General features: G+C 57.7%; 25 protein-coding genes. 16 read left to right on the top strand and 9 right to left on the bottom strand.

The features are described 5' to 3' along the window. Window positions 1-155 precede the first annotated feature (155 nt). The 3 genes from ACOYXI_RS07120 to pdxR form a co-directional block, all read right to left on the bottom strand. The gene (locus tag ACOYXI_RS07120; RefSeq protein ID WP_134786585.1) at window positions 156-557 is read right to left on the bottom strand and encodes a cupin domain-containing protein; all 402 of its coding nucleotides are present in this window, start codon (window positions 555-557) and stop codon (window positions 156-158) included. A 197-nt stretch (window positions 558-754) separates the two neighbouring features. Next, on the bottom strand, window positions 755-1,048 hold the full coding sequence (locus ACOYXI_RS07115) for a putative quinol monooxygenase (RefSeq protein WP_003225668.1): 294 nt from the start codon (window positions 1,046-1,048) through the stop codon (window positions 755-757). Between the two features lie 123 nt (window positions 1,049-1,171). Next, entirely contained in the window at window positions 1,172-2,605 is a 1,434-nt protein-coding gene (gene pdxR, locus ACOYXI_RS07110; RefSeq protein ID WP_098964255.1) for a MocR-like pyridoxine biosynthesis transcription factor PdxR, read from the bottom strand. A 313-nt stretch (window positions 2,606-2,918) separates the two neighbouring features. On the opposite strand from pdxR, the gene ACOYXI_RS07105 reads away from it, so the two are divergent. After that, window positions 2,919-3,359: a carboxymuconolactone decarboxylase family protein gene (locus ACOYXI_RS07105; protein ID WP_098964254.1), complete on the top strand. Its 441-nt coding sequence runs from the start codon at window positions 2,919-2,921 to the stop codon at window positions 3,357-3,359. Window positions 3,360-3,536: 177 nt separating this feature from the next. On the opposite strand, the gene ACOYXI_RS07100 is transcribed toward ACOYXI_RS07105, so the two are convergent. Then, window positions 3,537-3,881, bottom strand: a complete 345-nt coding sequence (locus ACOYXI_RS07100; RefSeq protein ID WP_027613105.1) for a hypothetical protein — start codon at window positions 3,879-3,881, stop codon at window positions 3,537-3,539. A 207-nt stretch (window positions 3,882-4,088) separates the two neighbouring features. Here ACOYXI_RS07100 and ACOYXI_RS07095 point away from each other — a divergent pair, with 207 nt between their 5' ends. Genes ACOYXI_RS07095 through ACOYXI_RS07085 form a run of 3 tightly spaced genes read left to right on the top strand, consistent with a single transcriptional unit; the run spans window position 4,089 to window position 6,272 of the window. After that, entirely contained in the window at window positions 4,089-4,754 is a 666-nt protein-coding gene (locus ACOYXI_RS07095) for a secretin and TonB N-terminal domain-containing protein (RefSeq protein ID WP_400506225.1), read from the top strand. Further along, a complete protein-coding gene (locus tag ACOYXI_RS07090; protein ID WP_027613107.1) occupies window positions 4,751-5,302 on the top strand; it encodes an RNA polymerase sigma factor in 552 nt (183 codons plus the stop codon). The genes ACOYXI_RS07095 and ACOYXI_RS07090 overlap by 4 nt, the downstream gene beginning before the upstream one ends. Window positions 5,303-5,333: 31 nt before the next feature. Then, entirely contained in the window at window positions 5,334-6,272 is a 939-nt protein-coding gene (locus ACOYXI_RS07085) for a FecR family protein (RefSeq protein ID WP_461674614.1), read from the top strand. A gap of 337 nt (window positions 6,273-6,609) precedes the next feature. Here the strand turns inward: ACOYXI_RS07085 and ACOYXI_RS07080 are convergent, their stop codons facing one another. Together ACOYXI_RS07080 and gspH are read right to left on the bottom strand one after the other, a co-directional pair. After that, window positions 6,610-7,218 carry a prepilin-type N-terminal cleavage/methylation domain-containing protein gene (locus ACOYXI_RS07080; RefSeq protein ID WP_461674613.1) on the bottom strand — a complete coding sequence of 203 codons (609 nt, stop codon included), beginning with the start codon at window positions 7,216-7,218 and terminating at the stop codon, window positions 6,610-6,612. Next, the gene (gspH, locus tag ACOYXI_RS07075; protein WP_027613110.1) at window positions 7,215-7,667 is read right to left on the bottom strand and encodes a type II secretion system minor pseudopilin GspH; all 453 of its coding nucleotides are present in this window, start codon (window positions 7,665-7,667) and stop codon (window positions 7,215-7,217) included. The genes ACOYXI_RS07080 and gspH overlap by 4 nt, the downstream gene beginning before the upstream one ends. A 133-nt stretch (window positions 7,668-7,800) precedes the next feature. Here gspH and ACOYXI_RS07070 point away from each other — a divergent pair, with 133 nt between their 5' ends. Both ACOYXI_RS07070 and ACOYXI_RS07065 read left to right on the top strand, forming a co-directional pair. Further along, window positions 7,801-8,232: a type II secretion system protein N gene (locus ACOYXI_RS07070; RefSeq protein WP_461674612.1), complete on the top strand. Its 432-nt coding sequence runs from the start codon at window positions 7,801-7,803 to the stop codon at window positions 8,230-8,232. 316 nt (window positions 8,233-8,548) lie between these two features. Next, a complete protein-coding gene (locus ACOYXI_RS07065) occupies window positions 8,549-10,318 on the top strand; it encodes a reverse transcriptase domain-containing protein (protein WP_461674611.1) in 1,770 nt (589 codons plus the stop codon). 423 nt (window positions 10,319-10,741) lie between these two features. Here the strand turns inward: ACOYXI_RS07065 and ACOYXI_RS07060 are convergent, their stop codons facing one another. Further along, window positions 10,742-12,604: a hypothetical protein gene (locus tag ACOYXI_RS07060; protein WP_461674610.1), complete on the bottom strand. Its 1,863-nt coding sequence runs from the start codon at window positions 12,602-12,604 to the stop codon at window positions 10,742-10,744. Between the two features lie 234 nt (window positions 12,605-12,838). Between ACOYXI_RS07060 and ACOYXI_RS07055 the strand changes: the two genes are divergently transcribed. Together ACOYXI_RS07055 and ACOYXI_RS07050 are read left to right on the top strand one after the other, a co-directional pair. Beyond that, window positions 12,839-13,378: a PAAR domain-containing protein gene (locus tag ACOYXI_RS07055; RefSeq protein ID WP_461674609.1), complete on the top strand. Its 540-nt coding sequence runs from the start codon at window positions 12,839-12,841 to the stop codon at window positions 13,376-13,378. Further along, window positions 13,378-13,722, top strand: a complete 345-nt coding sequence (locus ACOYXI_RS07050; protein WP_027613114.1) for a hypothetical protein — start codon at window positions 13,378-13,380, stop codon at window positions 13,720-13,722. Before ACOYXI_RS07055 ends, ACOYXI_RS07050 begins: the two co-directional genes overlap by 1 nt. An 8-nt stretch (window positions 13,723-13,730) precedes the next feature. On the opposite strand, the gene ACOYXI_RS07045 is transcribed toward ACOYXI_RS07050, so the two are convergent. Further along, complete coding sequence (locus ACOYXI_RS07045) at window positions 13,731-14,504, bottom strand: hypothetical protein (RefSeq protein WP_027613115.1); 774 nt, start codon at window positions 14,502-14,504, stop codon at window positions 13,731-13,733. A gap of 457 nt (window positions 14,505-14,961) precedes the next feature. Between ACOYXI_RS07045 and ACOYXI_RS07040 the strand changes: the two genes are divergently transcribed. After that, window positions 14,962-15,321: a DUF6124 family protein gene (locus ACOYXI_RS07040; protein ID WP_007968533.1), complete on the top strand. Its 360-nt coding sequence runs from the start codon at window positions 14,962-14,964 to the stop codon at window positions 15,319-15,321. A gap of 265 nt (window positions 15,322-15,586) precedes the next feature. On the opposite strand, the gene gspI is transcribed toward ACOYXI_RS07040, so the two are convergent. Continuing rightward, window positions 15,587-15,961, bottom strand: a complete 375-nt coding sequence (gene gspI, locus ACOYXI_RS07035; RefSeq protein WP_461674608.1) for a type II secretion system minor pseudopilin GspI — start codon at window positions 15,959-15,961, stop codon at window positions 15,587-15,589. Window positions 15,962-16,109: 148 nt separating this feature from the next. Here gspI and gspG point away from each other — a divergent pair, with 148 nt between their 5' ends. From gspG to gspF, 7 genes are all read left to right on the top strand, one after another. Continuing rightward, a complete protein-coding gene (gene gspG, locus ACOYXI_RS07030; protein ID WP_041062388.1) occupies window positions 16,110-16,568 on the top strand; it encodes a type II secretion system major pseudopilin GspG in 459 nt (152 codons plus the stop codon). A gap of 8 nt (window positions 16,569-16,576) precedes the next feature. After that, window positions 16,577-17,530 (top strand): type II secretion system minor pseudopilin GspK, encoded by a 954-nt coding sequence (gene gspK, locus ACOYXI_RS07025; RefSeq protein WP_461674607.1) that lies wholly within the window; start codon window positions 16,577-16,579, stop codon window positions 17,528-17,530. Next, on the top strand, window positions 17,527-18,711 hold the full coding sequence (gene gspL, locus ACOYXI_RS07020; RefSeq protein ID WP_461674606.1) for a type II secretion system protein GspL: 1,185 nt from the start codon (window positions 17,527-17,529) through the stop codon (window positions 18,709-18,711). The genes gspK and gspL overlap by 4 nt, the downstream gene beginning before the upstream one ends. Continuing rightward, window positions 18,704-19,252 (top strand): type II secretion system protein GspM, encoded by a 549-nt coding sequence (gene gspM / locus ACOYXI_RS07015; protein ID WP_461674605.1) that lies wholly within the window; start codon window positions 18,704-18,706, stop codon window positions 19,250-19,252. Before gspL ends, gspM begins: the two co-directional genes overlap by 8 nt. Further along, complete coding sequence (gene gspD, locus ACOYXI_RS07010; protein WP_461674604.1) at window positions 19,249-21,630, top strand: type II secretion system secretin GspD; 2,382 nt, start codon at window positions 19,249-19,251, stop codon at window positions 21,628-21,630. Before gspM ends, gspD begins: the two co-directional genes overlap by 4 nt. 456 nt (window positions 21,631-22,086) lie before the next feature. Next, entirely contained in the window at window positions 22,087-23,493 is a 1,407-nt protein-coding gene (gene gspE / locus ACOYXI_RS07005; RefSeq protein WP_461674603.1) for a type II secretion system ATPase GspE, read from the top strand. Then, window positions 23,493-24,704, top strand: a complete 1,212-nt coding sequence (gspF, locus tag ACOYXI_RS07000) for a type II secretion system inner membrane protein GspF (protein WP_027613651.1) — start codon at window positions 23,493-23,495, stop codon at window positions 24,702-24,704. Before gspE ends, gspF begins: the two co-directional genes overlap by 1 nt. Window positions 24,705-24,829 lie beyond the last annotated feature (125 nt).

Genomic DNA, 24,829 nt, shown 5'->3' with positions numbered 1-24,829 from the left:
AAACCCGCCAACCTGTAAATAAGCTGACAATTTTTCGAGTTGTGGCGATGCATTAGTTTTATTGGCTTTAAGGCGAATCGGTTAATTGCCTCGGGAAATAAAAAGGCGCAAAACAGTGTTTTGCGCCTTTTTATTTATGGCTGTGCCAACAACCATCAGTTTTTCAAGGGGATCAGTACTTGCTCGTCCGGGGCCAACACCATGAACACCAGCAACTTCGCCGGTTTGCTGTTGCTGGCGTTTTTCGACACCAGGTGTTCGGAGCCGGCCGGTTCGTACCAGAACTGGCCTTTCTTGTAGGTGATCGCCTGTTCGCCCTTGACCTGGGAAATCACTTCGCCTTCGAGCACGTAGGCCATGGCGGTGCCGTCGTGTTTGTGGGCGATCGAGGACTGGCCGGGTTTGTAGTCGACTTCGATCATCATGGCTTTCTTGCCGGGGGCGTTTTTCAGCATCTGGTCTTGCAGGACGGTGACTTTCTCGGATGGGTCGTGAGCCAGGGCGGCAGCAGATACAGACAGGGCGAGAATGGCGGTGAAGAGGTGCAGGGCTTTCATGTTCGATCACCAGTTGGGGAGGGGTGGTGACCACAGTAGTCTGCGGGGTGGGGTATTCAAACGGCCAATATTCGGGAAGATCGGGTGACCAATCAGCAGTGCGGTGGTGCGGCGGAATACGCCTTCGCGAGCAAGCCCGCTCCCACAGTTGAACGCATTCCAAATGTGGGAGCGGGCTTGCTCGCGAAGGCGTCCGGTCAGACGATGGGGAAGCTGTTGAAATCCACACTATTGGCCAGACGGCTATCAATCAGGTCGATAAACCCCTGCGCCTCGGGCCGGTTGAAGTGCGCCTGCATCGCCGCTTCCGACTGCCAGCGCGCACTCACCGTCCAGCGTTGGCTGTCCTCGGGGCAGCGGTCGACCATATAGGCGTCGCAGCCCGGTGTCTGGCGCAGGGTGTCGACGATCTTCTGCAACTGCCGGCCGAGTTCTTCAGAACGGCCGGCGGCGGCGCGCACCTGGACGGTGTTGATCACTTCGTTGGACATTGCTCACACTCCTGAATCAGGCCGGACGAATCCTGCTCATTGAGGGATAACGCCTGTGCAGAATAGGCCTGCACCCCGTGATCACCAATAACCAATCGGCGGTTAATCGCCCAGACCAATCATTCACGCCACTTGTTGCAGAATGTCGCGCAGGCGATCCAGAGCGGTGTCGATATCGAGGGTTTCAATGGCGCCGAAGCCGAAGTACAGGCCGCTCTTCACCGGCTGTTGATAATGAAAAGTGTCGATGGAATACAGCCCGACCTCGACTTTTTTCGCCAGTTCGATCACCAGCGCCAGGTCGATCGGCACCTTGCACAGCACCGCCATGTGGAACCCGGCACTCGGCGGTATCGCTTCCAGCCACGGCGCCAGATCCGTGGCCATGCGCGCCAGAATTCGCTCGCGGCGCTGGGCGTAAATCCCGTGGCAACGGCGGATGTGCTTGAGCAGGCAACCTTCGGCGATAAACTTGGCCAACGCCCATTGCGGCAGGGTCGAGGCGTGCAGGTCGGTGAGCTGTTTGGCGCGGATCACCGCTTCGAGAATCGCCGGCGGCAGGATCGCGTAACCCAGACGCAGCTCCGGCAGCAAGGTCTTGGAGAAGGTGCCGACGTAGGCAACGATGCCGCGCTGATCGAGGCTGAACAGAGAGTCCGTAGGCCGCCCTTCGTAGCGGAATTCGCTGTCATAGTCGTCCTCGATGATGATCGCGCCTAGCTCATAAGCCCTGGCCAGCAAGGCTTCGCGGCGCGCCTGGCTCATCGGCATGCCCAGCGGGAACTGGTGCGACGGCGTGACATAAATCATCCGCGTGCCCTCGGGAATCTGTTCGACCACAATCCCTTCGGCATCCACCGGAATTCCGACCACCTCGGCGCCGTGGGTGCCAAACAGCAGGCGTGCCGGCGGATAGCCCGGATCTTCCATCGCCACCCGACTGCCGGGGCTGATCAGCACGCGGGTGATCAGGTCCAGCGCCTGTTGCGCGCCGTTGCACACCACGATGTCTTCGTCCTGACAGTTGATCCCGCGCGAAAACGCGATGTGCCGGGCAATCGCATTGCGCAGCGCCGGCAGACCTTCGGGCACGCTGTAGAAACCTTTGGAGCCGGCCATCTGGCGCATCGCGTGCGACACGCAACGGCGCCAGTCGTCATGCGGGAACTGGCCCTTGCTGGTGGCGCCGCCGATGAAGTCGTAGCGCAGCGAGCCTTCCAGCGACGGGTGGCGCAAGAACACCGGCAGATTGCGCCAGCGCTCGATCACCTCGGCGCTGGCCAGTTCGGTGTGGCTTTGCTTGCGCTGGATCTGCGCCGGACGGGCGTTGACGTACGTGCCTTTGCCGATCACCCCGGTGAGGAAGTTTTCGTACGTCAGCTGCGCGTAGGTGTCGGAAATGGTCTTGCGCGAGATCCCCAGTTGCTCGGCCAGCAGACGGCTGGGCGGCAACTGCGTGCCGGCAGCCAACCGCCCGGACTCGATGGCGCCGCGCAGCTGGTTGTATAGCTGGCCGGCGAGGTCCTTGCGGCCATTGATCACGACGTGAAGTTCCATACCGACGCGGCTCCGGGGGGCGATTGGGGTGTCGGCCAGATTAACTCTGTTGGGGGATTGGCAGTAGTTGCGCAGCACAAAAACCCGAAATTGGTCACCGTCCCCACTTGTAGGAGTGAGCCTGCTCGCGATGAGGTCGGCACCTCCAACATGGCGGTGACTGAATGACCGCTATCGCGAGCAGGCTCACTCCTACAAGGTTGTGTGTTTGGCCGGGGGGCAGTGGTGTAGCGGTTTTCCGTGGAATTGGGGCTGTAACGCTGGCAGCTCTGCGCTTACCGTGAACTCATCATTCCGCTTCCCGAGACCTGCCATGTCCCCGCGTCTGGACTACTACAACGCATCGCCCAAGGCGATGAAAGCGATGATCGCCATGGAGGCGCTGACCAGCGACCTGAGCATCGAGGCGCCGCTGTTGCAACTGATCAGGATCCGCGCCTCGCAGCTCAACGGCTGCGCGTTCTGCACCGACATGCACTCGGTGGACGCGCGGCGGGCCGGGGAGAGTGATCGGCGGTTGTATGCGATCGCGGTGTGGCGCGACAGCGGCTTTTTCAATCCGCGCGAGCGGGCGGCGTTGGCTTGGGCTGAGGCCGTGACGTTGTTGGCCGAGAGTCATGTGCCGGATGATGTTTACCAGATGGCCAAAGCGCAATTCAGTGAGGCTGAACTGGTGGATTTGACCATGGCCGTCACTACCATCAACAGCTGGAATCGCCTGGCCGTAAGCTTCCGCCAAACCCCAAGCGACTGACGTGCATACCCTGTGATTGAGGTGTTCCTTGTGGTGAGGGGATTCATCCCCGATGGCCTGCGTAGCAGGCCCAACATTGACGACTGCTGCGCAGCCGATCGGGGATAAATCCCCTCGCCACAGATGTGTTTCCCCTTCCTTTAGGTGTGTGAGTTTCTTAGCCTCAGGTGTTTTGACTCATTTATTGGTTAATGGGGAGGTTCCGTTATTGGCGGGTGGGCGTTGTGGTTTGACTGAGGTGCCGAAGGTGTTGCCCATGCGTGTTCCAGTTGCGGCCGGGGTTGCGAGGCCAACCTGATTTGGTGGCCGTTTGTTCACGGGAACGTTCATTGCTTCCTGATTCTTCTGCGCTGCGGCAGCGCCCTCGGGATTGTTGCCCATCTGCTGACTCAAACAATCATAATTCGGCGCCTTGTAGCCGCCCACCGTCACCTCCACACAACCCAGCGGCTGTTCGGCGTGGGCGCTGGCGAAGGCGCTCAGCAGCAGCCCGCCGAGGGCGAATTTCCACAGTGATTTCATGCAAGCCTCCTGGCCGGCCCGAAGCGGCCGTTCTCTGTATGGAGTCTAGTGCAAGCCTCGCGCGAATCCCGTGATGGTTTTTTTGCACCGCCCGTCACACCAGATTCATAAACAGCCATCAGGATGACGGTTTTCAGGGGTACGTCAGCCGTGCAGCGAGGCAGTTCCAGGGACGGTCTTCAGCGTTCAGCGACTCTTGTGCGCCGGGTGAGTCTGGGGCTGCTGCTTGGCTGGTTCAGCGGTGCGGCGACAGCCGAACCGGTGCCGGCCGATATGCGCATGACGCTGCACATCCCGGCGCAGGACCTGGCCCGGGCGCTGGATCAGTACAGCCATGCCACCGGGGTGGCGGTGCTGGTCGACAGTCAGTTGAGTCGTGGCCGGCGCTCGTTGGCGGTCGATGGCGAATACACCGCTGCCGACGCCTTGCGCCGCTTGCTCGGCGGCAGCGGGCTGATGGCGCGTTATGCCCGCGACGATGCGTTCACCTTGCAAGTGGCGCAGGTCGAGGACGTGCCGTCGGCGCTGGATAAAACCACCCCGGCCAGTGCCGCTGTCAGTCGCAGCTACGCCACCGCCGTGCAAGCAGCGATCGAGCGCAACCTGTGCCGTTCGCCACTGACTCGTCCGGGCAGTTATCGCGCGGTGTTGCAGGTCTGGGTCGGGCGCGACGGCGTGGTGCAGCACAACCGGTTGGTCACTTCGACCGGTGATGAACGGCGCGATACCGCGCTGGTGGAGAGCTTTCGCAATCTCAGGATCGACCGGCCGACGCCCAGCGCGTTGCGTCAGCCGGTCACGTTGCTGTTGTTACCGGAGTCGTCAGGGAAACGCATGGAATGCACCAAATGGGAAGGAGTTTCCGGGGGATGAAAGACACCGGACAAGGTTCGATGGTCCAGCTGTTCCTGACGTCCTACGAGGACTTTCGGGTGCGCTTGCGACGCCGTCTGGGCTCGGAAGACCTGGCCAACGACGTGCTGCACGAAACCTACCTGCGGGTCGACCGCATGGAAACGCCGCCGAACCTGCTGCGGCCCAATGCCTACCTCTATCGCATGGCCCTGAACATCGCCGCCGACCGCCGTCAGGCCGATGCGCGCCTGCTCACCGGCGAGGAAGTCGAAGAGCTGCTGCAAATCGGCGACGAGGCGCTGGACCCGGCGCGAGTGGTCGGTGGGCAAAAGGAAATCCAGTCGCTGCTCAGTGCCCTCTACGAGCTGCCCGCACGACGTCGCCGAATCTTCATCGCGGCGCGGCTGGAGGAGGCGCCGCACCTGGAAATCTCGCAGCGCTTCGGCATTTCCACACGCATGGTCGAGAAGGAAATCAAAGCTGCATTGGGCTTCTGCGCAGCGAAACTGGAAAGAAAAGTGTTTCAGCGGTTCGGTCGCGGGGCCGGAAAACCGTCTTCTGAATAGTGCCCGATCAATTCGTTGAGAATCTGCGCGTTTGAACATCTTTCGACTGACACCTGCCGAGCCATCGGCGGCCGACAATCTGCACAGCGAAGCCCACGACTGGTTGGTCCTGCTGACCTCCGGCCGCGCCACCGTGGCCGACGCCCGGGCGTTGCGCGACTGGTGCGCGCAAAGCGCCGAACATGCCCGCGCATTCGAAGAGGCCAAGGTGTTGTGGCACAACTTGCAGCCTGCCGCTGAAATGCTGCAGTCGCCTCGGCGCTTCGGTCGCCGGGCCTTTCTCGGTGGCGCCATCGCGGCATCGGCGGCGTTCATGCTGGTGCGCGGGACGATCCCCGGTGGCTTTGAAGGGCTCGGCGCCGATTACATTACCGAAGTTGGCCAGCAGAAGCGTTTCGAACCGGCCGACGGCGTAAGCCTGGAGCTCAACACCCAGACCCGTATCAACCAGCGCTCTGGCGATGATGGTGTGCAGGGTTTCGAACTGGTCAGCGGCGAAGTCGAAGTACAGACCGCGCGGTTGCCACTGGCGATGCAGGCCGGGGGCGGGTGGTTGCGGGCGAGTCAGGCGCGGTTCAACCTGCGTAACACCGATCAGCAAGTCTGCGTGACCTGCCTCGATGGCTCGGTGGACGTCAATGTCGATGGTCGCAGCCTGCGTTTGCAGCCGGGTGAGCAATTGACCTACGACGCGCAGCAAGTGGGCGCAGTGCAAAGCGTCGACACCGCCGCAGTGATGAACTGGCGCCAACAAGTGCTGGTATTCAACGGCGCAACCCTCAGCCAGATGATCGACGAGATCAACCGCTACCGCCCCGGCATGTTGCTGCTGCTCAACCGCGACCTCGGCCAACGCCGCGTCCAGGCCCGCTTCAGCCTCGACCAACTCGCCGGCGTCGCCTTGCTGATCCGCGACGCCTACGGCGTCAAATGCACCGAACTCCCCGGCGGCGTCGTCGTCCTCAGCTAACCCCAATCCCACCAACCCCACCACCCCCTGTGGGAGCGAGCTTGCTCGCGAAGGCGGCCTTCCAGCCAACCAATCTCTGCCAGACCGCATACGATCCAATTGTAGGAGTGAGCCCGCTCGCGATGACGGCCCGACAGCCGACCAATATCTACCGGCTTGTGAGAGCTGACCTACCAGCGATGACAGCTCACAAGCCAACCATTCCCCAACTGACCAAACCCAATCCAACTGTGGGAGCGGGCTTGCTCGCGAAGGCGTCCACTCAGCCAAATCATCATCAACTGACCCACCGCATTCGCGAGCAAGCCCGCTCCCACAGTTTTTGCAGTGATTCAGATTATTGCAGCGGCCCAATCACCTGCCGATACCGCTCCACCCCCTGCGCCGTCTCCCGCGTCAACCGAACCTCCAACCCCAACGGATCCTCCCGCCGATTCCCACTCAACTGCCGCCAACCCTTATCCACCTCCCAAACCCGCACCTGCACATCACTCACCCCCTGCAACACCGCCACCCCAGCCCCCGGCGCCGGCAACGGATACCGACTGCGCGCCTCAGCCACCGCCCGATACAACGTATCCCCCTTGACCCACCAACGCACCCGCTGCAAAGCCCCAGGCTGATCCGCCGCACTGCGAATGATATCCAGCCGAAACCCCTTGCTGTCACTGCTCCGCACCGTCAGCGCAGGCGGGGCACTCGGCGGCTCATCATCCACGCCAACCTTCCTTGGCTCGGTCAATTCAATCCCCGCGCGCATCTCCACATCACGCTGCAACTGATTCAACGCCCGCAACAAACTGTCACTCTGCTCACTGCTCGCCTGCAAATGACTGTCCGCCCGCGTCACACTGTCCAGCCCGCGCCACGCAATCAAACTGACCACCGCCATCAGCAAAATAGCGACCATCACCTCGATCAGGGTAAAGCCCCGTTGATCGTTCATTGCACACTGATCCTGCCACTGGCATCACGCAGCACACTCAGCCGATTGAGCCCATCCGACAAGGTCAATTGCAGCGGCGGATTGATCCACTCGGCGTTGAGCACCACCTTCTGCTTCGGCTCCACCCGCACCTCCAGCTTCGGACTTTGCCAGGTGCGCGGCCGCAACTGCGGATCATCCTTGAAATGCTCAAAACCCCGACCACTGTCACTGCGCCGACTGAAGCGAAACCCCTTGCCATCACTCACCCACACAATCGGCCGACCATCCGCACGCGCCTCCGCCTGAGCTACCTGCAGCAACTGCGCCACACGCTCAGCGTCCTTGCGCAGCAACTGCAGCGGATCCGGCTTGATACTCAGACTGATCGCCGCACTGGCAATCCCGATGATCACCAACACCACCATCAACTCGATCAGCGTAAAGCCCTGTTGCTTACCCACATTCATCGGTTGCGCGCTCCGTTGCGTCCTGCCCCGTCCCAAAAAAACATCCTGCACGGCCAACATGTAAGCCGTGTGAAATAAAACCGTGAGAATTGCCGCGTAGCCTGTCAGCAGGGACTAAAAGGAGATTCAGCCCGTGATGCTCACCACCCGCATATCCCCCCCGCAAACCGTCCAGGCCCTCGCACTGCTCGCCGCCCTGGTCGGCGTCGCAACATGGTCGTCGCTACTCCTGACCTCCGCCGAATCGCATACCCCTCCGGCTCCCCCGCAAATGCTCGCGGCGCGCACTGATAGCCCGGCATTGCAGTGGTTTTCCAATCAGACGGCGCCGGTGGACATCAAGGTGAGCGGGGTGATGGCGGGGAGTCGGGGAGCGGTGGCGATTTTGAGTTTGAACGATGGGCCGCCGAGGAGTTTTTTACAGGGGGAGAGGGTGGGGCCTGGGGTGAAGTTGGTGGCGGTGGAGGGGGATGGGGTGGTGATTGAGCAGGGGGGGGAGAGGGTGCGGTTGGGGGTGGAGAGGTTGGGGGAGGGGGTGGAGATGCCTAGGTTGGTTAGGCCGTGAGCTGTTGGGGGGGCAGTAATCGGCGTTTCGATAGAGGTAGATACTGTATTTCGTTGGGAGGGTGAAAAAGCCAATCCTCGCAAATTCTCTTGTGAAAGAGATAGGTAAGGATGAAGTAAAGGAGAGTTGGATTTCTATATCTCTAAGCATCGTTGATGCTGGCTTGATGCTTTAAGCTGCTTGTGTTAAAAAATGCCGCCCGCCCAAGGCTCGCATTTCTGAGGCGTAAACGCCTCAGCTTGTAGCGCTTAGTACTTTGACTCTTCGAGTCTGTTTGTCGCCAAATTATCGCGTTGGCGATGTTGGAGCCTTGGGTGTGGCTCCATTTTTGTATCGTATGAAAAAAAGTAGAAGGGAATTTACGCGTATGGTGTCGCTGAATTTTTACTTAAAAGAACAGGCGGCAGAATACAAGGTTTTAAGTAATAAACACATGGCGCAGATTTTGGGAGTTAAAACTTCTGTGCTGGCGTACTATGCGTATTATTTGCCAGATAATAAAAAATATAACTCTTTTAATATAGCGAAGCGTGGCGGTGGTTTTCGATTGATTGAGGCGCCGAATAAGCGTCTAAAAGATCTTCAAAGGATCATCGCTGAATACTTAGGGGGTTACTACAAGCCCCGGGCTTGTGTTTTTGCGTATGTGGGGAAACGTGGAATTGTCGAGCATGCAAGTGTGCATGTATGCCAGCGTTGGTTGCTTCGGTTGGATCTTAAAGATTTTTTCCATTCGATAACTGCGCCTAGACTGGCAGGGCTCTTAAGCGCGCCTCCTTTCCTGCTAGCACCCGGTGTAGCACGTACCATCAGTTTTATTTGCACTAAAGATGGTCGTCTTACTCAGGGTGCCCCCGTGAGTCCGGTGATTAGTAATATTATATGTCGCGGTCTAGATTATAGTTTAAAGACGTATGCGGCTAAAAATAAATGTTATTATACGCGTTATGCTGATGATATATTTTTTTCAAATAATGGTGCTGTATTCCCTTCTTCACTAGCTCGCAAAGATGAAGCTGGTACAGTGATTCTGGGGGATGAGTTAAAAGACATCATAAAAGCTTCGGGTTTTTTGATTAACGATAACAAAACCTTTTTGAGAAGTAGGGCGGAGCGCCAAATCGTTACCGGAGTGGTTGTAAATAAGAAGTCTAACGTTCCAAGAGAATATATACGTCAGATTAAGTCGGCGCTCCACTCTTGGAAAAAGTTTGGCTTGGAGTCCGCTGAGAATTATTGGAGTGAGAAGATTGATAAACGTAATCGTTGGAATGGCGCATCAATCAGTTTCAAACTGGCGTTACGTGGGCAGATAAATCATGTTGGGCACGTTAAGGGATATTCTGACTCGGTCTATTTGATGTTGGCGCGTAAACTCAGTCAGCTTGACAATACTTTCAATTTTGATGAGAGATCAATTGCCGAATCAATTGCCGAAGAGGTTCATGTCTTTTGTGAGGGGGAATCAGATATTTTGCATTTGAGGCATGCATTTCAATGCTTGAAATCAGAATATCCTTCGTTGAATTTGATATTCAAGTTGCCAGGAATTGGGAAGGGTGATGGAAGCTCTGTGTTGAAAAATTTTTGCGATATGGTAAAGAACCATACACAGCGCCATCTCACAATTTGCCTGTTTGATCGAGACGAGCCAAATATTATTCGTGAGATGTCTGGTTCTGCTGTTCCATATGAGGACTATGGGGGGAATGTATTTAGCCTTGTCATGCCCTCGCCGGATTTTAGGAATGAAAATATCTGTATAGAGTTTTTATATAAAGACGTGGATTTGTTGCGGCAAGACACTCGAGGGCGAAGACTGTATTTGGGTGAAGAGTTCGACCAAAATAGTCGATTTAAGGGACAGGGAACAATTTTTAAGAAAATCCCTAAAAGCTCCCTCATTCTGGATTCAGATATCATAGATTATCAAACCGGAAATAATGTCGCCTTGAGCAAGGTTAAGTTTGCTGAATATATCTCAAATGGTGTTGCACCTTTTGATTCTGTTGATGTTTCAGCTTTTAGTGTGATATTTAATCAGATTGCCGCTATTAGGGATTCGTATATGAGTCTAGGCGTATAATGAAGAGCTAACTTTCTAGAAAATTAGGGGTTTGTTTAATAAATAATAGATGTTCCCGTTTTTTGCGTGTGTCATAATTGAATGGCCTCAATTATTAGAAAGTGTGGGCGCTCTAAGTAATTGTTCGAATACCCTCAACGAAGGGGGGGATTTATTTCCCGATAATACACCAGTCCCCTTTATTGTCCTCGCCTGCCTAAGCGCACGAGAACTGATCGAGTATTTCCGCTCTGCGTGATGATCGCTGTGTTGAATTGAAGTACAGCGGTGTTGGCTATGAGCAGTCGGCAAGGCATTTGCCGGCTTATCTATCATCGCGCAGAACAGATATTATCGGAGTTTGACTTCACGAGGATCACTGCTGTCTATTTTTTTCTGCCAACAGTCTGATTCTTGAACATAAGACCTTCCGCGTCCGATTTTTCAATTGGATATGCTTTCCAGTGGTACTCGGTATACCGGCATCCCTTCGCGGGGAGTGAGATTCGTTGCTGGCCATGTAAACCCAGCTCTTTCCCCAACAGTTGCCGTCGTAACTGATTCGTCCTCGACTTTTATAGACGTTATAATGCTTTCGTCGTATACCATTCCTGACATTAACGCAATTTTATCGCCTATTTTCACAGAGCTTTTTGTGAGGTGAACTCCAATTCGACCCGAGAAAACCTTTCCGATGGTGCCGATTTCCTCGTAATGGGATGGGATCATCTTAATCCGGCCCTTTCTGTAAAAAACATCCATAACAAATTTGGACGGCCAGTTGTGTTTTCGCATTCCGTTTAGAAGGTTGTATAAGTCAAAGCTGGTCATGAGACCAAGATCTGTATCATTTGAAATGTCAATTATTTCTTGACGAAATGCTTGATTGTCGCGGGATAGAGGAGGGAGATGCCTGTAGTGGTTTATAATGGAGAGGCCCTGAACATCTGTACGATTCATCTCTTTCATGTTTATCAGTGCGTGCTTGTTGGCTTGTGTACTGTCGCTATCGCTTGGGGCACCTCCGACTCCTTTTATGTCAACAATCAGAAGAGGACTTCGGTCTTCAATGCGCAGATCCTCTCGCCGCGCCTTATTCTCGGCGTCTCGAATTAGATCCATGTCAATCACTTTCTGGAAGCCAATTTCTTTCATGGCTTTCTTAACAGCCAAAACTAGCTGGTCACCTGTACCGTCCAATAGACTATGGATCCATCCATGCTCTACCTTGTATTGATCGATCTCTGCATCAAGAGTCGCTAGATTTTTTTCGGCTTCTTTTTTGACCCTGGTTTTTTCAGATTCCAACTCGGTAATTCGCGATAGTTCATATTCTTTACTATGCACCCAAGAACGTTTTTCTACTTCGGGAAAAAGATGAGGTAGCATGGCGGGGAGAACACTACCTAATAATTCAGCTAAAAATACTCCTTTGTCCTTTATCTGAGGTAGTACCAAGATTGTACCGTCGCCATCGCTTCCAATTGCTGCCACTGGGCGCCGAAATTTGCTTTCAGCTAAAACTTTCCATTTTTCTTGATAATATCCAAAGCCTAGGGTGCAGGTGTGTCGAGCACCGTTTAAATGTCTTTCAATCAAAGCTCCTATTGAGGACTTATCAACAACAGTGATGTTTTCTCCTTCGTCGGCAGTTATTTGGAAGGTACGGAATGCTGATAACATGCTCCAGATATTTTGTTCTATTTTTGAATTTAAATGCAGGTTGTCTCGAATAATTCTTGCGTGGCACGCATCGGCTGGGCTCAACTTGTCAGCGAAGACTACACAAATGCCACCCGATTTAACAATTCGATCCAAATCCTCTTGGAGTTTAATAGAACCTAATAACCTCGAATCTAGATGTCCATGATCTAATTTGGCCCACATATCCTCATGACGCTCGGGGATTAAAGAAGTAGGTGGAGATTTTGTTGAGAGTTCTTTTACGCTTAAATCTATGATGACAATGTCTGACTCTTCATGGTCGTTAATGACGAAGCATGGTGTGATCTTTTGCCATTGAGGACTTTTTACAACTTCAAATACCTTCCCAAGTGAACCATGTTTCACATCAAGCCATTTTTCCTCAATAACCAGTCTATCTGGCTGAGGGATGTCGATCATGTAGATTTTTGGTTTTGAGAACTTAAATTTTTCATTGATGATTGCGTAGCTGGGTGAAAGCTGCGGTTCTATATTTATATCCGGGGGGCGGGTTTCTTGGACCTCTTCAGTCAAGTTGGTTGGCTTGGCAGTTGCAGGAGTGCTACTGACCTTTTTTTGGAGTTTTTTTAACAGTTTGAACATTGAAGCTTTTCCCTGCTTGCTCTTGATAGTCTGAGCAGAGCCGTCCTCAACCATCTGAGCTGTCAATGTGTGCATCTGAATGGGTGCTGGGCGGTTTGCCGCTGTCAATATTACCTTCAATTCGCAGGTTTTGTATCAACCTTTGCGGTGCTGAAAAGGGAGCGAATTTATTTGCACAGGAGGGTTTCTGATAGAGTCCGCACTCGTTCAATCCGCTGACAGGGAGTCAAGCACATGGCAAAGCCTGCCGCACAAATCACTGATCCAACCTCCTGCCCGATGCCCGGGCATGGCCCAAAAGCCATCTCATCAGGATCTCCCGACGTGTTCTTCGACGGCCTCGCTGCCGCCCGTAAAGGAGATACCTGTACCTGTGGAAGTGCTCTTGTTTCGGGTGTTTCCGCTACGGTGTTCATCAATGGCAAAAACGCTGCTCTGATCGATACCACGGGTTCGCACGGCGACGTTGTGATTGGTGGTTCGGGGACAGTCATCATCGGGGATTCGCATACCCCGGCACCTTTCATTCCTCCTTTACCTCTCGCCATTCAGAAACGATTCGGGCAGTCGTTCAGTGTTACCGACAGTGAGACGGGTAAGCCGTTGGCGTTTCGTGAATACGTTGCGACGGTCAATGGCGTCGAGGCCAAAGGCGTCACCGATGCTGATGGCATCGCACACATCAAAACGCCGACGCCCAATGCCCAAATCTCACTTCACATCACGTTCAATGTCCCAGCTCGAACGCTTCATGAATTTTCGGAGAAACAGTAATGGCCGCCAGTTTTGCGACACAGGCAACTGCTCAGGAGATTAAGCCAGGCGAGTTCATGTGCCCTATACCGGTGGCTGTGAATGATCGAGCGGCTACTCGTGAGGCGATAATCAAACGGGTTCGGGATTTGGAGGTCACGTTTGTCGAGCGCTCGTCCTGGAAAGCGATGAATGGCAAGAAGGACATGGTCAAGGATTGGGACTACACCATGATCGCTTTGCACCACGCGGGCCGCAGCCATAGCTGCACTCCGGGTGCGGAGCAGATGAAAGGACAAATGGGGACAGATTTATTTTCGAAAGATAAATCCGTCTCTATTTGTCTTGTGCGTTTTTCCAAATGACTCTGAGTTCATATAGGGGCTGGAGTACAAATTATTACACGATCAAGGTCGTAAAGATCAGCCTCTGTAGATACCTTGTTCTTTTCAAGCAGCACCTGCTTCATCCAAGGTTCTAGTCTTTTGATTTTTCTGGTGAGTTCTTCCCTGCTTTTTTTACCAGGTGGGTTTTCATACACGGAGAGCGCGCACCCGGAGTAACCAGCAAGGGCTTCGTTAACAAAATTATTATCTTGACGTTGTTTGTATGCGGTATAGCTAGCGTAAGCGCTCAACGCGATTGCTAGTGTGCAAACAACTGGTAAACTGATAAGTAATATCTTCGAAGATAGATCGGGATAAGCTTGGGCCATCGCCCTCTTGCTCATGAATTTCGTGATTAGTTTTCCATCAACGAGAACTTGGTCCACGGAAAAGTTTTCGTCCACATTAAAAAGCTCTATTTCGATGCTCTCGTTGGGGGGAGTGTCGTAAAATACGAATTCATTGTTTTCACTGTCGTGCTCCCATTTTACAGGTACGCTCCGGCGTCCATAGGAGACCTTGGGTCTAAATTTAAAGCTACCGCTGTACAGAACTCGAAATTCAGCCTTTGAAACACCTGAGTAGTTGTACACGACCAAAGCAGAGCCGGTGATAGTGCTATCGAATTTTGCTTGCTCATCGCTAATTGCTTCCAATATCTCCTCAGGAAGAGAAAACCCATAGGGTCCAATAAACTTCCAGCCAACAGCCTCCGGTAGTTTTTCTCCCAGATTTACCATTGCAAGTAACTGATCAATCACGACGAGATCCTTTTAAGTCAGAAGATATATGCGATGCTCTTACAAGCTAGAGTCAGGAACTTAGAGCAACGCCTGTGTTTTTATCGGCGGGAGCGGTGAAAATCTTAAAGGCACGCAGTTGAGCTAATCGCTCACGCCGACGTTTAAAAATACATTTCCAGATACTCACTCAGGCTACACATCCTTGCGCCTTTGCCTACAGCTACGCCAGAATCCGCCGGCTTGTGCGCCTTGGGGGCGGGTTCTATTGTGGTTCGGTCGCTGAATGTTCAGTGACCGGGTTTAGCAGCTCGCCAATTTTCAAGGCACGCAGGTTCCGCCATAACGTTATGGTGGCTTTGCGTGGGGCACTTCGGTGCGCCGGGATCCTTGAGCCTGGTCTGCTAACCCGCGTAAAGCCGCCACCTCTTCGTTTAGCAGCGATGGCTGTCGGCTCCATTTCTCAAGGAGCTTCACCATGATCAAACCTACACCCAACCCACCCGAAACCGCGTCGGTTTCCCCCTACGAATCCATCGATTCCAAAAAACTCCACGAAGCTGCCGACCGCGCGCTCGACCATTACCTCTGTCCGCCCGGTTCCACGCCGCCGCCACGTAAACACCGTGGGATGTATGCGGTGACGGCGGACAACAAAACCGAAGAGCTGCTGGTGGATGCCAGTGAAACACTCGCTTCGGCCAAAACTCTCGCGCAGAACATCGCCAGCTTGTTGCCGGTGTCGCAGCGTCACGCGCTGGCGGGGATTGCGCAGTTGATTATGCTCGGGGAGTTGGCGGTGAATCGGGCTTTGGATAATTTGCAGTTGCCGGGGTGATGCGGGTGTCGGGATCACCTGGTGTTCATTCTGGCGCCTTCGCGAGCAGGCTCACTCCCACAGGGTTTTATGTTGGTCGAAGATTTTTCGTACGACGTTGGAGTCTGGGGGAAGTTGGCTTGTCGGCGATGTGATGGTGCATGCGCACATTCCGTTGCCTGAGATGTTTGTGTAGGAGCTGCCGGAGGCTCGGGCCGCGATCGGACGATCTTTTGATTTTGGTTTTAAAAGATCAAAGTCAAAAGATCGCAGCCTTCGGCAGCTCCTACAGGGGGCGATTCAGTAGGGTTTCCAGGCGGGCCAGGGGCGGGGCGTCCTGGTTGCGGTTGAAGACCTGGATGCCGACCTTGAGCAGTCGGCCATTCTCGGCAGCTGCGATTACCTGCTCACACCGCAACAACAACCGTCCCTGATCACAATCAACAGCTTTCACACCGGTCGGCAATCGACCTTCAAGTTGCAGCTCCGCCATGCGTGTTTGCGCTGCGATCATTGCAATCGAGCGATCCCGCAGAACTCCACTGCTTTGGGTCATCAACCCCGCCACGCGCACAGCCGCTGACATCGCCACAGCAATGATCGCCAGCGCCACCAGCACTTCAATCAGGGTGAATCCGCTTTCTCGGGAGCGCATAGGCATATGAGGCCCAAAACCCAAACACAGCCCTCGACCCTAACCCCCGTCCTTGACGGCTTGACGACGAAAACTCCCGAGGATTTTCAACATCCCTGACATATCTTCTTGCAACACTGCGCGTCGAATCGAATCAAGCCAAGGGAATGTCGAGATGGATATCGCGCAGTTCAAACAGCCCGGACGACCGAGCCGGATGCCCCGTGGGCAGCAGGGTTTTACCCTGATCGAGATCATGGTGGTGGTGGTGATTCTCGGGATTCTGGCGGCGATGGTGGTGCCCAAGGTGCTGGATCGGCCGGATCAGGCGCGGGCCACGGCGGCCAAGCAGGATATTGGTGGTTTGATGCAGGCGCTGAAGTTGTATCGCCTCGATCACGGCACTTATCCGAGCATGACGCAGGGTCTGAAAGTGCTAGTGGAGCGGCCGGCGGATGCGAAGAACAGTAACTGGCGTTCGTATCTGGAGCGTTTGCCGAATGACCCGTGGGGTCGTCCTTATCAGTACCTCAATCCCGGCGCGAATGGCGAGATCGATATCTTTTCCCTCGGTGCCGACGGTCAGCCTGACGGCGACGGTGTGAATGCCGATATCGGTTCCTGGCAGCTGTAAGGCCGGTGATGAATAGCCAATCGAACCAGCAGGGGATGGCGATCATCAGTGCGCTGCTGATTGCTGCGGTGGTCGCGGTGATTGCGGCGGGGATGTTGACCCGGCAGAGCGTTTCGACCCGTGCGCTGGAGGCGGATCAGCAGCGGGTGCAGGGGCGCTGGGTGTTGCACGGTGGGCTGGAGATCAGCCGGCAATTGCTCTGGGATGCGCGGCAGCGTGATCCGTTGACCCGGCTCGATCAGCCGTGGGCGCAGCGCTTGCATGCGCAGGGTTTCGACGGGCGGCTGGAGGATGAGCAGGGCAAGTTCAACCTGCGCAATCTGGTGGCCAACGAGCGTGTCGATGAAGCGCAGGTGCAGGCGTTTCAGCGGCTGTGCGAGTTGATCGGCATCAGCGCCGGGTTGAGTCAGCGCATCAGTCAGCGGGTGATCGGCTCTTATCCGTATCTGTTGAACCCGCAGATTGCCGAAAACACCGCGAGCAAAAACGCCTTTGACAGTGGCCGCACCACGTCGCCGAATGCGTCGCGCAAGCCGCAGAATCCGAAGTTGCCGATGCTGCGCAGTGTCGATGATTTGCGCAGCGTCGAGGGCGTGAATGAGGCGGTCATCGGCAAACTGGCACCGTACCTGACGGTGATCCCCGCGACCACCTGGCTCAACGGCAATACCGCCACTGCGCCGGTGTTGGCCGCGTATGTGCCGGGGTTGTCGCTGGAGCGCGCGCAGGCGCTGATCAATGAGCGTGACGCCGGGCGCTGGTTCATCAACCGTGGCGATTTCGTCAACCGCTTGCGCATGCCCAATCTGGAGCTGACCAGCGTCAAGGTCGGCATCACCAGTGACTGGTTTCGTCTGCGCGGCGAGGCGTGGCGGGATCAGCGGCGGGTCAGCCTCGATGCGTTGTTGCATCGCAGCGAGGATCGTCTGCCGCAAGTGATCTGGTCGCGGGTGGGCGTATGAGTCAGTTGCGTGTGAGTTTGCCGCCACTGGCGGGGTTGAGTCTCGACAGTGAAATGGACTGCGCGTGGCTGGACCGTCAGGGGCAGGTCATTCGTGAGCAGCGTCTGACCTTTAGCCAACTGGGGCAGTCAGCGAAGCAGCCAGCGCTGAGCGGTTTTCTGCACCCGGCGGACAGTCTGCTGGCGAGCATCGACTTGCCGCCGCTGCCGGCGAACAAGACCGCAGCGGCGGTGCAATGTGCGGCGCAGGCCTTGATGCTCGGCGACAGCAATGACATGCACATCGCCCACAGTTCGCGGGACGAAGCGGGGCAGGTGCAGATTGCCTGGGCGCCGCGTCAGCGTTTGCAGCATTTGGGGCAAATGCTGAAACAGTCCGGTCTGAATCTGCGCGGTCTGTACCCGGCGGCGTACAGCTTGCCGGTGCTGCCGGGCACGGTGGCCTGTCGGCAGGACGGCCATTTGTTGCTGCGCGAAAGCGTGCAGGTGGCGCGGGTGCAGCCGCTGTTCGACGACGAGATTGGCGATTGGCTGCTGACCTGCGGCACGCCGCTGCACTGGATCGGCTCGGCAGCGCCGGCGGAAGCGCAATTGCCGATGGCCGAGGCGCAACGCTGGACCGGGCCGTTGCCCGGTTGGGGCCTGCACGGCGCGGTGCAACAGCAGCGCAGCGAGCATCGCGGTTGGGGCCGGGCGATGGGGCTTTGCGCATTGGCGGTGGCGGTGTGGGTCATCGGCTTGAACCTGTATGCCGCTCGCGAGGCGAGTCAGGGTCAGCAGCTCAAGGCGCAGATGGCGCTGCGGGTGAAGCAGGCGTTTCCCGAGCTGCCGGTGATCCTCAATCCGCTGCAGCAGGCCCGTCAGCAACTGGCGGCGCGGCAGAAGGGCGCGGCGGAGGACCCGGCGCAGCCGTTCAATCGGCTGGTGTTGCAGGCCGGCAGTGGCATGCCGTTCATGGCCGGCACGGTCGAGCGCCTGACGTTTGTCGATGGCACGTTGCAGTTGAGTCTGCTGGCCGATGCCCGGCGCAGCGCCAATGACAAGGACAAGGACTGGCAAGCCGCATTGGCTCAGGTCGGGATCAGTGCGACGGCTGACGATGAAGGCTGGCTGCTGCGACCGAGCGACGAAGTCACCACCCCCGACGAAAGCGCTGACGACAGCGGAGCAGAAGATGAATAAGGCATCGCTCGCGGTGTACCGCAACCGCTGGCAGCGTTTCAGCGCGCAACTTCAGGCGCGCTGGCAAGCGCTGGCCCTGCGTGAGAAACGCATGGTCGGCGGCATGGCGGTGGTGCTGCTGTCGCTGTTGGTGTGGGTCGCATTGATTCAACCACCACTGAAAAAAATCACTTACTGGCAAAGCGAAACACCGAAGTTGCGTGCGCAGACCGAAGCGCTGGAAGTGCTGTTGCGCGAGGTCAGCGTGCGTCCGCAGGGGCAAAGCATCGAGCAGTCTCTTGAGCAGACCCTGCAGGCCAGCGGCCTGGCCGGGCACTACCAATTACAGGCTGGGGAGGCCGGCGCATGGCAGTTGACGTTCGACGCGGCGCCAGCCGATGCAGTGCTCGACTGGCTGTTGAGCACCCCGGCACAGCTTTCTCTGCAAGTGGTCGAGGCCCGTCTGCAACGCGCCGACAACGCTTCGACCGAAGTCACTGCCGGCACATTGTCAGGCACCGTTCGCATGGATCAGGCGCTGGGCGCTAAGGAAGCTTCATGAAGGGGTCAGGATCCAAACCGGCGCGCATGGCGTTGCCGATGCTGCTGATGGCATTGAGCGCGTGCAGCAACACCACCACGCCGCCGAATCAGCCGCCGTTGCTGGTGGACAGCGAACTCGGCCGGCCACTGGCCAACACCCAGCGCAGCGGTGATGCGCTGCTCGACCGGCAACGTGCCCAGGCACAAACCGCGCCGCAACCACGGCAGATGCACAACATCACAGAGCGCGCACGCAGTGGCGGCGCCCCACGCGGCAGCACACTGCCGAGCAATCCGCTGGGCGATCAGCCGGTGACGCTGAATTTTGTCGATGCCGATATTCAAGCGGTGGTGCGCGCGTTGTCGCGTTCCACCGGCCAGCAGTTTCTGGTCGACCCTCGGGTCAAGGGTAGCCTGACGCTGGTCTCGGAAGGTCAGGTACCGGCACGCCAGGCTTATGACATGTTGCTCGCGGCGTTGCGCATGCAGGGCTTCAGCGTGGTCGATGTCGGCGGCGTCGCCCAGGTGGTGCCGGAAGCCGACGCGAAACTGCTCGGCGGGCCGATCTACAGCCCGGACAAACCGGCCGGCAATGGCATGCTCACCCGCACCTTTCGCCTGCAATACGAGAACGCGGTAAACCTGATTCCGGTGTTGCGGCCGATCGTCTCGCCGAACAACCCGATCAATGCCTACCCTGGCAATAACACCATCGTGGTTACCGATTACGCCGAGAACCTGACCCGCGTCGCCCAGTTGATCCAGACCATCGACACCCCGAGCGCGATCGACACTGACGTGGTGCAGATCCAGAACGGCATCGCCGCCGACATCGCGCCGATGGTCGCGGATCTGCTCGACGCGCCGGGCAACGATCCGACGCAGAAAATCGCGGTGATCGGCGACCCGCGTTCCAACACCATCATCATCCGCGCCGGCAGCCCCGAGCGCACCGAACTGGCGCGCAACCTGATCTACAAACTCGACAACGCGCAGAGCAATCCGAGCAACCTGCACGTGGTTTATTTGCGTAACGCGCAGGCGGCGAAACTGGCGCAGGCGTTGCGCGGACTGCTGACTGGCGAGAGCGACAGCGGCAGCAGCGACAGTGCGCGCTCGGTGCTCAGTGCCATGGGCAGCAACGGCAACAACAATGGCGGTTCGAGCGCGCAGAGCGGCACGCAAACCAGTGGCAACACCTCGACCACGTCGAGCACTGGCAGCACCGGCGGTAGTTATGCCCAGGGCAGCAGTTCGACCAGCAGCGGCGGCAGTCAGGCCAGTGAGCAGAACGTTGCGTTCAGCGCCGGCGGAGTGACGATTCAGGCTGACGCAACCACCAACACCTTGCTGATTTCCGCGCCGGAGCCGTTGTATCGCAACCTGCGCGAGGTGATCGACCTGCTCGACCAGCGCCGTGCGCAAGTGGTGATCGAGAGCCTGATCGTCGAGGTCGGCGAGGACGATGCCAGCGAATTCGGTGTGCAGTGGCAGACCGGCAATCTCGGCGGTAAAGGCGTGATCGGCGGGGCCAACCTCGGCGGTTCGGGGATCAATCTCAACGGCAAGACCAGTCTCGATGTGCTGCCCCAGGGTTTGAACCTCGGCTACGTCAACGGCACGGTCGATATCCCCGGCATCGGCAAGATTCTCGACCTGAAAGTCTTGGCCCGAGCGCTGAAGAGCAAGGGCGGCACCAACGTGTTGTCGACGCCGAACCTGCTGACGCTGGACAACGAAGCGGCGAGCATTTTCGTCGGCCAGACCATTCCGTTTGTCAGCGGCAGCTATGTCACCGGCGGCGGGGGGACCAGCAACAACCCGTTCCAGACCGTGACCCGGGAAGAGGTGGGTTTGAAGCTGAATGTGCGGCCGCAGATTTCCGAGGGCGGCACGGTCAAGCTTGATATCTATCAGGAGGTCAGCAGCATCGACGAACGCGCGTCGGCCAGCGCGACGTCGGCGGGGATCGTCACCAACAAGCGCGCGATCGACACCAGCATCCTGCTCGACGACGGCCAGATCATGGTCCTCGGCGGCTTGCTGCAGGACGGCTACAGCCAGAGCAACGAAGCGGTGCCATGGCTGGGGACGTTGCCGGGAATCGGCGCGCTGTTTCGCAACGAACGCCGGGCAATCACCAAGACCAACCTGATGGTGTTCCTGCGCCCGTACATCATCCGCGACAGCGAAGCGGGGCGCAGCATCACCCTCAACCGCTACGACTTCATGCGCCGCGCCCAGGGCGGCCTGCAACCGGAACGCAGCTGGGCAATGCCGGATATGCAGGCGCCGCAGTTGCCGACGGCGGCGCAGGGGGTGCCGGCGGTGGTGCCGGGGACGGGGCCGAGAGCGACGATCAAGGCTGTGCCGATTGATGGGAGCACACGCTTTTGAATCCCTCCATCAGTCTGAGAAGTAACCCTGTAGTGAGGGGATTTATCCCCGATGGGCAGCGAAGCGGCCCCAAAACCTATGCACGCGGTCAGTCAGATGTATTCGGATATCAGGTTTCGGGGCTGCTGCGCAGCCCATCGGGGATAAATCCCCTCACCACAAGAAATACGCTCTCCATAAGAAATCCCCTCACCACAGGAACACCTCCAGGCAGAGAGATTGGGGAGGTTTTGAGATGAGTTCGCTGCCCTACGCCTGGGCCAAGGCCATGAGCTCGGCCCGCAAGCTGAAAAACATTCCTGTGGCGAGGGAGCTTGCTCCCGCTGGGCTGCGCAGCAGACCCAAAACCTGCTACCCCATTCTTCCAGATACACCCTGCGTGCCGGATTTACGGGGGCTTCGCCCCCGAGCGGGAGCAAGCTCCCTCGCCACAGGGGAATTGGGGGGGCTCAAGAGATGAGTGCGTTGCCCTACGCCTGGGCCAAGGCCCAGCGCATTCTGCTGTGCGACGGCGTGCTGACCGTGTGCCCATCGACGCCGGGCTGGTCGATCAGCGAGGTGCGGCGGCAGTTCGGTGAAACGTCGCTCAAGCGCGTGCGCGATGACGAACTCGATGGTCTGCTCGCCACGGCCTACGCCGACACCGGCAGCGCCGCCGCTGTGGTTGGCGCAGCAGAAAATGAAGTCGATCTCGACCGGCTGATGCAGGACATGCCGGAAATTACCGACCTGCTCGACACTCAGGACGGTGCGCCGGTGATCCGCATGATCAACGCCTTGCTCACCCAGGCCGCACGCGATGAGGCCAGCGACATTCACATCGAACCGTTCGAAACCCACTCGGTGGTGCGCTACCGGGTCGACGGCACCCTGCGTGACGTGGTTTCGCCGCGCAAGGCGCTGCACGGTGCGCTGGTGTCGCGGATCAAGATCATGGCGCAACTCGACATCGCTGAAAAACGCCTGCCGCAGGACGGTCGTATCGCGCTGCGCGTGGCCGGGCGACCGATCGACATTCGCGTTTCAACGGTCCCCACCGGGCATGGCGAGCGGGTGGTGATGCGTTTGCTCGACAAGCAGGCCGGGCGCCTGCACCTGGAAACCCTCGGCATGGACGCGCAGGTGCTGGCCAGACTCGATCACCTGATCCGCCAGCCCCACGGTATCGTGCTGGTCACCGGCCCCACCGGCAGCGGCAAGACCACCAGCCTCTACGCCGCGCTGGCACGCCTCGATGCCAGCACCAGCAACATCCTCACCGTCGAAGACCCGGTGGAATACGACCTGCCGGGGATCAGCCAGATTCAGGTCAACGCAAAGATCGACATGACCTTCGCCCTGGCATTGCGAGCGATTCTGCGGCAAGACCCGGACATCATCATGATCGGCGAAATCCGCGATCTGGAAACCGCTCAAATCGCCGTGCAGGCCTCGCTCACCGGGCACCTGGTGCTGGCGACGCTGCACACCAACGATGCGGTGTCGGCGGTCAATCGCTTGGTCGACATGGGCGTCGAGCCGTTCTTGCTCGCGTCGTCGATGCTCGGCGTTCTGGCGCAGCGGCTGGTGCGGCGCCTTTGCAAAGAGTGCAAACAGGAAGTTTCAGCAGCGCCGGGCACTTGGCGCCCGGTGGGCTGCGCCGCATGCAACCATACCGGCTACAGCGGCCGTACCGGCATCCACGAATTGTTCTGTATCGACGACGACATCCGCACCCTGATTCACCAAGGGGCAGGGGAGCAGGCTTTGCGTGCGGCAGCGGCGAAGGCCGGGATGTTCAGCCTGCGCGAGGATGGCGAGCGCTGGATTCGCAGCGGCGCCACCGCGCCTGAAGAAATCCTCCGTGTGACCCGAGACGCCTGATGAATCGCTATCGTTTTGAAGCCGCCGACGCTACTGGCAAAATCGAATCCGGGCATCTGGAAGCGGACAGTCAGGGCGCGGCGTTCGGCGTGTTGCGCAGCCGTGGTTTGACCGCGTTGTCGGTGCACAAGGAAAGCAACGTCGCCCAGCATGGCGGCGGTGGCTTGTTCAGTGCGCGTATGTCGGACAACGACCTGGCCTGGGCCACCCGCCAACTGGCGAGTCTGCTCGGCGCCAGCCTGCCGCTGGAAGCAGCGCTCAGCGCGACGGTGGAGCAGGCCGAGAAAAAACACATCGCCCACACCCTCAGTGCGGTGCGCGCCGATGTGCGCAGCGGCATGCGTCTGGCCGAGTCGCTGGCGGCGCGACCACGGGATTTTCCGGAGATCTACCGCGCGTTGATCGCTGCGGGCGAGGAGTCCGGCGATCTGGCGCAGGTGATGGAGCGGCTGGCGGATTACATCGAGGAGCGCAATAACCTGCGCGGCAAGATCCTCACCGCGTTTATCTATCCGGGTGTGGTCGGGCTGGTGTCGATCGGCATTGTGATTTTTCTGCTGAGTTACGTGGTGCCGCAGGTGGTCAGTGCCTTCTCCCAGGCACGGCAGGACTTGCCGGGACTGACGTTGGCGATGCTCACCGCCAGTGATTTCATTCGGGCGTGGGGCTGGTTGTGTGCGGCGATCATGGCAGGGGCGTTCTGGAGCTGGCGCCTGTATCTGCGCAATCCGGCGGCACGTTTGAGTTGGCATCATCGGGTGCTGAAATTGCCGCTGATCGGACGGTTCGTCTTGGGCCTGAACACTGCACGTTTCGCCTCGACCCTGGCGATTCTCGGCGGTGCCGGGGTGCCGTTGTTGCGGGCGTTGGAGGCGGCGCGGCAGACGTTATCCAATGATCGCCTGAGTCTGAGTGTCAGTGACGCCACAGCCAAGGTTCGCGAAGGGGTGAATCTTGCGGCGGCGTTGCGGGTGGAAAACGTATTTCCGCCGGTGCTGATTCACCTGATCGCCAGCGGCGAGAAAACCGGTGCACTGCCGCCGATGCTCGAACGGGCGGCGCAAACGCTGTCCCGCGATATCGAGCGCCGGGCGATGGGCATGACCGCGTTGCTCGAACCGCTGATGATCGTGGTGATGGGAGGGGTGGTGCTGGTGATTGTGATGGCGGTGTTGTTGCCGATCATCGAGATCAATCAGTTGGTGCAGTAGCTGATTCCGAGGTCGTCTGGTCTGGCCTCTTCGCGAGCAAGCCCGCTCCCACAGGGGACAGAGTTGTTAATGCAATATATGTCACACCACAAGAACCTGTGGGAGCGGGCTTGCTCGCGAAGGCG

The sequence above is a fragment of the Pseudomonas sp. G3-19 genome (assembly GCF_054855875.1).
This window is presented reverse-complemented; position numbering and strand designations above follow the sequence as displayed.